The organism is Phenylobacterium sp. (assembly GCF_030693805.1).
Lineage (GTDB): Bacteria > Pseudomonadota > Alphaproteobacteria > Caulobacterales > Caulobacteraceae > Phenylobacterium.
In genome coordinates this window covers 1-6,603 of record NZ_JAUXZW010000237.1, presented here as the reverse complement: position 1 = coordinate 6,603, position 6,603 = coordinate 1, and the positions used below count along the sequence as shown (strand labels likewise).

Here is a 6,603-nt window from a genome sequence, read left to right as displayed (position 1 = left end):
TCTCCAACGCGCTGAAGTTCACGCCGAAGGGCGGATCGGTGACCGTCAGCGCCGAGGGCGTGGGGAAGATGCTGGAGTTGATCGTCGCCGACAGCGGCGTCGGCATCAGCCCCGAGGACCTGGAGCGCCTGGGCCGGCCCTATGAGCAGGCCGGCGGCGCCGACCAGCGGGCCGGGGGCACGGGACTGGGCCTGTCGCTGGTGCGCGCCTTCGCCGAGCTGCACGGCGGCGAGATGCTGATCGAAAGCCGATTGGGTGACGGGACCTCGGTCACCGTGCGCTTGCCCGTGCTGGAGCCGGTCGAGCCTGCGGCCGAAGCCTAGCGCCGCGCGGTCTGCAGGAAGGCGCGGCCGGCGGCGAAATCGCCGACCTCGACATAGGCGCGGCGGGTCTCGTCCTTGCGCCCGGCGAACAGGAACTCCACGGCCACGGCCTCACGCGGGTCCAACTCCGACAACCGCAGCGCCGCGGCGGCGGGAAAGCGGAACGCCCAGGCGCCGTCGACGTCCTTGCCGGCGAGATCCGCGCCGGCCGTGCTGCGAGCCTCGGCGGTGAAGGTCGCGAGCGCGCTCGGCGGCATGCGCTTGGCCAGCGGCAGGCGTCGCAGAGAGGCTGCGCCGCGCCGGTCGAGATAGGGGCCGAGGCTGCGCCCGGGATCGCGCATCACCAGCCGCGCGGCGTACGGCGTGCGGCCGTCGGCGAACACCCCGACCGCCAGCAGGACCCCTTCGCCCTCGCGCCCGGCTAGGCCGAAGGTCATCCGGTCGCGGCCGAACTGCACCTCCTGCGCCAGGCGCCAACGCTGCGCCCGTCCGTCGTTGCGGTCTGCGCGCCAGTCGGCCAAGTCGCCGGGATAGTTCATCCGCATCATCGCGGCGTAGCCCTGGAATGCGCTGCGAATCCGCTCGGCGGCTTGTTGAAGATCGGCGGAGTTGCAGGCTGTCCGTTGCGCCGTGGCTCGGGCGCGGGCTTCCACCGCCGAGAGGTCGGCAGGATCGGCGCCGCCCCGCAGGGCTGCGTTGCGCGCCTGGGCCCGTCCGGCGGCCAGCGCCGCGCTCACCGGGGCGGCGAACAGCCCGCAACGTTCGCCGGCTGCGCTCATCAGCGCGCGCTCGTAAAGAACGTCGTTGGCGGCCAACGATATGGCTGGCGTCGCGCCTAGGGCCATCGCCGCGAGCACGGCAGAGCGGACCCGCACGGGGCGGCGTCGCTGCGTTCGGGCGCTAGTCATGCTTTGATGTCGGCCGTCTATGGTCCAAGGAGCAGGCGCGCAGGTTAGTGCGCCCGTGTTTCCCGACCGTTATCGAACCCGAGGCCGACCATGCTGCTTGCGACCGACGTCTGGGTGGGCGCGCTGATCCGCCGGGCGGAGATCGGCGGCGCCTTCGCGGTCGTGGCGCGCAAGGGCGACATGCGCGCGGGAACCGTGCTGGTGAAGGCGCTGGACCGGGCGAAGGGCCAGGCCAGTCTCTACGCGGAGGCCACGCGCGGCGACGGCGAGCGCGTGTGGATGCGGCCGGTTCGCTCCCACGACGAGGCCGAACTCGACCGCTACATCGAGCGCACGGCGCGCATCGATCCCGACGTGTGGGTGGTGGAGATCGACGATCGCCAGGGTCGCCATTTCCTGACCGAGGACGTGGAGAAGGATTGAGCGGTGCAAGGTTGATAGGTCTTAACCGCGTTCGTCCACGGCCGGGAAAGCCCGATGCGGCATGGTGCCCGTGTGCTGACCACCGGTTCCGACTTTCCCCTGTTCCTGCTCAACGACCTCGTAGTCGATGTCCGCAAGGCGCCGACGCCCGGCAAGCTGGGCGGGCGACGCCTGAGCGCGCTCAGCTTCGAGGCGGTGATCCGTCTGGGGCAGGAGTTCTACGCCGAACACCCGCTGCTGCACCGGACCCAGCCGCAGATGGCGGAACGGCTGGCGGCCCTCCTTGCGGCCAAGGGCAAGGGCTTCAACGCCGCCCTGTTCATCGCCCCCAGCCTGGAGTGCTTGCCGGCTGAGGTGGTGGTGCGCTTCACCGCCGTGCCGGCGCGGGTGATGGGCGTGCTGCACCAGCGCCAGGACGCCGGCCGTCTCGATGTGGTGGCCGCCGACCGCCAGGTTTGGAAACGCTTCGCAGCTTAGGGATTTGGCTCAGGCCGCGCCGGTGGCGCGGGCAACTGGCCGACACGCCGCCAACCGGTCAGGCGGCGCGTTGGGAGCCCGCGCTGCGCGGGCTTCGGCGCGGGGTCGTGGAAACCGCAGCCTGCGCTTGAGGAGCGGGCGTTTCGGACAACCAGGCGCTTAGCGAGAGCGCGATCCGCATGGCTTCGTCGCGGTCCGCGAGCACGCCCAGGAACCCGCTTCCGTGTTTGATCGCCCAGCTGCGGCCGAACGCCACGACCTCAATCTGTTGCATCTTGCGCCCGTAAGTCCCCACCCCTCCTGATAGGGGCCAGCCGGCGGGATAAAGACCCTTTGTGTCAGTCGTACAATGCGGCCGTTTCGACGTGATCCTGATGCATATCCAGATGCCGGAGATCTACGGCGCCGAGGCGACGCGGGCGATCCGCGCGCATGAGGCGACTATCGGGCGTCGCACGCCGATCATCGCCTTCTCGGCCAACGTCGTGAATCATCAGGGGAATGAGTAGGCCGAGGCTGGCGTCGATCATTCGGTGGCGAAGCCGATCGAGCTCGCCAACCTGTTCGCAGCGATAGAGCTGCTGCTGGCGGATCCGTCCCAAGCGCGTCGCTCCACGGCGACCTGACGGCGAAAGCGACCAAGGGGAATTGACCCGCGCCTTTGCCTCTGGGCCCGGGCTGGGCTAACCCGGCGGCCATGAGCACCTCTCCCGCCGCCGAGGCCGCGCGCCGGCGCACCTTCGCGATCATCTCCCACCCCGACGCCGGCAAGACCACGCTGACCGAAAACCTGTTGCTGGCCGGCGGGGCGATCCGCGCCGCGGGGCAGGTGCGCGCGCGCGGCGAGAACCGCCGCACCCGCTCCGACTGGATGAAGATCGAGCGCGAGCGCGGCATCTCGGTGTCGGCCAGCGTGATGACGTTCGACCACGCGGGCCTGATGTTCAACCTGCTGGACACGCCAGGCCACGAGGACTTCTCGGAGGACACTTACCGAACGCTGACGGCGGCCGATGCGGCGGTGATGGTGCTGGATGCGGCCAAGGGCATCGAGCCGCAAACCCTGAAGCTGTTCGAGGTCTGCCGCCTGCGCGACATCCCGATCGTCACCTTCATCAACAAGATGGACCGCGAGGCCCAAGACCCCTTCGCCCTGCTCGACGAGATCGCCGGCAAGCTGGCGCTCGACCCTGCGCCGCTCTACTGGCCGGCCGGATCGGGCGGTCGGTTCAAGGGCATGATGGACCTGCGCCGCAAGCGCTTCCTGCCGTTCGCCAAGAAGACGGAGAAGGACGAGGGCCATCCCGCCGCCGTCGCCGCCAACTCCAACGCCATCGTCACCTATCTCGACCCTGACGAGCAGGCCGAGGTGGAGGAGGGCGCCATGCTGGTGCAGGAGGCTTCCAAGCCCTTCGATCCCCAGGCCTTCCTGGAAGGCCATATGACCCCGGTGTTCTTCGGCTCGGCGCTGCGCAAGTTCGGGGTCGAGGAGCTGCTCGAGGGCCTGGGCGCCTACGCCCCGCCGCCCAAGGCGGTGGCCGCGACCAAGGGCGGCGCCGAAACCCACGTGGCGCCCGGCGATTCCGAGGTCACCGGCTTCGTGTTCAAGGTCCAAGCCAACATGGACCCCAACCACCGCGACCGTATCGCCTTCCTGCGGCTCTGCTCCGGCGACTTCACCCGCGGCATGAAGCTGAAGGTGCAGAATACCGGCCGTCAGCTGTCGGTGAACGCGCCGATCATGTTCTTCGCCTCCGACCGCGAGCTGGCGGAGGAGGCGTTCGCCGGCGACGTCATCGGCATCCCCAATCACGGCCTGCTGCGGGTCGGCGACAGCCTGTCGGAGAGCGGCACGCTGAGGTTTGCGGGTCTGCCGAACTTCGCGCCCGAGATCCTGCAGCGCGTTCGGGTCAAGGATCCGCTGAAGGCCAAGCATCTGAAAAAGGCTCTTGAGGGCCTGGCGGAGGAGGGGGTGACCCAACTGTTCCGCCCGCAACTCGGCGCGGACTTTATCGTCGGCGCGGTGGGGCCGTTGCAGTTCGAGGTGATGGCCGACCGCTTGGCCAACGAATACGCCCTGGACGTGGTCTTCGAGCCCAGCCCCTACGCCGAGGCTCGCTGGCTGACCGGCGCCAAAGCCGACATCGACGCCTTCATCGACACCCACAAGACGGCGATGGCCGACGATATCGACGACCAGCCCGTCTACCTGGCCAAGACCGCCTGGGACATCAACTACGCCGCCGAGCGCCACCCCCAGCTCGCCTTCGAACGGACCAAGGAGCGCGGCTGAGGCGCGATGGACGCCGCCGCCCTCCTCTACGGCCTGCCAAGGCCCGACGTCGCCGCCGCGCCGCGCGGCGCCACCCAGACCTCACCGCTGATCCCGGGCTCGAGCGCGCTCGAAACCATCGCTGACGCGGCCGTTGGCGAGGCGGTGGTGCTCGCCCCGCCGGGTACGCTGGAGCGCGACGCCGTCCTGGCCCACGCCCTGCGCGCGCTACGCCCCGGCGGCCGGCTCACGGCGCTCGCGGCCAAGGACAAGGGCGGCGCGCGCCTGCGCAAGGTCCTGGAGGCGTTCGGCTGCAAGGTGGACGAGACCTCGCGCCGCCATCACCGGATCTGCGCCTGTGCGCGGCCGGACGCGCCGACGGGTCTGGACACCGCCATCGCCGCCGGCGCGGCCCGCCTGGATCCCAGCCTCGACCTCTGGACCCAGCCCGGGGTGTTCAGCTGGGACCGCATCGACCCCGGCACAGCCTTGCTGCTCAAGCAGCTGCCCGCGATGCAGGGGCGCGGCGCCGACCTTGGCTGCGGGATCGGCCTGTTGGGCGGCAAGGTGCTGGACGCCGCATCCGTCTCCAGTCTCATCCTTGCCGACCTCGACCGCCGTGCAGTCGATGCGGCGCGGCGCAATGTCGTCGACCCACGCGCCGTCTTCGCCTGGGCCGACGTGCGCCAGCCCGGCGCCCTGCCGTCGGACCTGGATTTCGTGGTGATGAACCCGCCGTTCCACGCCGCCGGCGCGGAGGATCAGTCCCTGGGCGCGGGTTTCGTCGCCGCCGCCGCCGGCGCGCTGAAACGGGGCGGCCGCTGCTGGCTGGTGGCCAACCGGCATCTGCCATACGAAGCCCCGCTGCGCGCCGACTTCGCCGCCGTCTCGCTGCTGGCCGAAAGCGACGGCTACAAGGTCTACGAGGCCCGCCGATGACCACCGCCCGCCTCGACCGCCTGCTCGCCAACATGGGTTACGGCTCGCGCCGCGAGGTCCAGAAGCTGGCGGCGCAGGGCCTCGTGCTGCTGGACGGCGTCCGCATCACCGACGCTGCGAAGCACGTCCCGGTGGGGCCGGACCTGGCCTGGCGGATGACCGTCGCCGGCATCCCGCTCGATCCGCCCGCGCCGCTCGCCCTGATGATGCACAAGCCGCTCGGCGTGGTCTGTTCGCACAAGGAGGACGGCGAGCGGGTCTACGACCTGCTGCCCGTGCGCTGGCGCACCCGCGATCCGGCGCTGTCGTCGATCGGCCGGCTGGACAAGGACACCTCCGGCCTGCTGCTGATCACCGACGACGGCCGCCTGCTGCACCGGGTGATCTCGCCCAAGTCCCACGTGCCCAAGCGCTACCTGGCGACGCTCGAGCGCCCCATGGATGGCGGCGAGGCGGCGATCTTCGCCGCCGGCGAGCTGATGCTGGAGGGCGAGGGCAAGCCGCTCGCGCCCGCGCTGCTGGAGCCGTTGTCGGCCACCAGCGCCTATCTGACCATCACGGAGGGCCGCTATCACCAGGTCCGACGGATGTTCGCCGCCGTGGGCAATCACGTCGCCGCCCTGCATCGCGACCGCATCGGCGCGCTGGAGCTGCCCGGCGATCTGGCGCCTGGCGAGCACCGCATCCTCACGTCTGCCGAGTCCGAGGCGATCTTCGCGGCCAAGTGATCAAGCAACGCTGAAGGCTTGTGTCGGCGTTTCGCATTAACCACATGCAAGCTTTGGGCCAACTTCAGATCAATTTTAAGTAATAGGTTAATGACTTGTTAAAGCGCCCGGCTCCGGCTTTGCTGATCATCGACTGAACCCGTTCGCGGCGTCCCGGCGTGGGACGCCTTCCGGGTCAGTCGGAGTCGCGTGCATGTTCGAATTCGCCCGGGAGCTTAGGCGCATGTTCAGCGCCGATGCGCTGAAGCCGTTCTCGGACGGGCTGACCGGCGGCGACCACGCGTTGATGGAGTTGCTGGACCTGCGGCTGCTGGTCCGCGAGGGCAAGGCCGCCGACGTGGCCGCCGGCCGCATCAGCGCCCGCGACAAGGCCCAGCGCCGCCTGGAGGCCGCCATCGTCTGGCGCGAGGTCGCCCGGCGCACCGGCGACGCCGCCTCCTTGCGCAAGGCCGCCGCCACCGCCGAAATCGCCGCGAACGCCTTCGACCGCAACCGCCGGCCCGACGGCTGGGCGCGCGCCCGCTGCGAGCAGG

Annotated in this window: 8 protein-coding genes and 1 pseudogene; 8 read left to right on the top strand and 1 reads right to left on the bottom strand. The window is 70.2% G+C overall.

Features of this window, described 5'->3' with window-relative positions:
- On the top strand, positions 1-323 hold a 323-nt coding region (locus Q8M88_RS09170; protein ID WP_305596603.1), incomplete at its 5' end, for a sensor histidine kinase KdpD.
- Here the strand turns inward: Q8M88_RS09170 and Q8M88_RS09165 are convergent.
- Entirely contained in the window at positions 320-1,198 is an 879-nt protein-coding gene (locus Q8M88_RS09165; protein WP_305596601.1) for a hypothetical protein, read from the bottom strand. The genes Q8M88_RS09170 and Q8M88_RS09165 overlap by 4 nt on opposite strands.
- A gap of 123 nt (positions 1,199-1,321) precedes the next feature.
- Here Q8M88_RS09165 and Q8M88_RS09160 point away from each other — a divergent pair, with 123 nt between their 5' ends.
- From Q8M88_RS09160 to Q8M88_RS09130, 7 genes and pseudogenes are all read left to right on the top strand, one after another.
- Positions 1,322-1,654, top strand: a complete 333-nt coding sequence (locus Q8M88_RS09160) for a DUF1491 family protein (RefSeq protein ID WP_305596599.1) — start codon at positions 1,322-1,324, stop codon at positions 1,652-1,654.
- Between the two features lie 54 nt (positions 1,655-1,708).
- Entirely contained in the window at positions 1,709-2,131 is a 423-nt protein-coding gene (locus Q8M88_RS09155; protein ID WP_305596597.1) for a hypothetical protein, read from the top strand.
- A gap of 335 nt (positions 2,132-2,466) precedes the next feature.
- Positions 2,467-2,640 (top strand): response regulator, encoded by a 174-nt coding sequence (locus Q8M88_RS09150; protein WP_305596595.1) that lies wholly within the window; start codon positions 2,467-2,469, stop codon positions 2,638-2,640.
- Between the two features lie 188 nt (positions 2,641-2,828).
- Complete coding sequence (locus Q8M88_RS09145; protein ID WP_305596593.1) at positions 2,829-4,424, top strand: peptide chain release factor 3; 1,596 nt, start codon at positions 2,829-2,831, stop codon at positions 4,422-4,424.
- Positions 4,425-4,430: 6 nt separating this feature from the next.
- Positions 4,431-5,342: a class I SAM-dependent methyltransferase gene (locus Q8M88_RS09140; RefSeq protein WP_305596591.1), complete on the top strand. Its 912-nt coding sequence runs from the start codon at positions 4,431-4,433 to the stop codon at positions 5,340-5,342.
- A complete protein-coding gene (locus Q8M88_RS09135) occupies positions 5,339-6,070 on the top strand; it encodes a pseudouridine synthase (RefSeq protein WP_305596589.1) in 732 nt (243 codons plus the stop codon). The genes Q8M88_RS09140 and Q8M88_RS09135 overlap by 4 nt, the downstream gene beginning before the upstream one ends.
- Positions 6,071-6,263: 193 nt before the next feature.
- Positions 6,264-6,603: pseudogene (locus tag Q8M88_RS09130) on the top strand (hypothetical protein); the annotation flags it as partial.

What these genes read in the sequence shown, in the direction of transcription:
- Q8M88_RS09160 (WP_305596599.1), top strand. Translation starts at nt 1,322, where the DNA reads ATGCTGCTTGCGACCGACGTCTGGGTGGGCGCGCTGATCCGCCGGGCG.
- Q8M88_RS09155 (WP_305596597.1), top strand. Translation starts at nt 1,709, where the DNA reads ATGCGGCATGGTGCCCGTGTGCTGACCACCGGTTCCGACTTTCCCCTG.
- Q8M88_RS09145 (WP_305596593.1), top strand. Translation starts at nt 2,829, where the DNA reads ATGAGCACCTCTCCCGCCGCCGAGGCCGCGCGCCGGCGCACCTTCGCG.
- Q8M88_RS09140 (WP_305596591.1), top strand. Translation starts at nt 4,431, where the DNA reads ATGGACGCCGCCGCCCTCCTCTACGGCCTGCCAAGGCCCGACGTCGCC.
- Q8M88_RS09135 (WP_305596589.1), top strand. Translation starts at nt 5,339, where the DNA reads ATGACCACCGCCCGCCTCGACCGCCTGCTCGCCAACATGGGTTACGGC.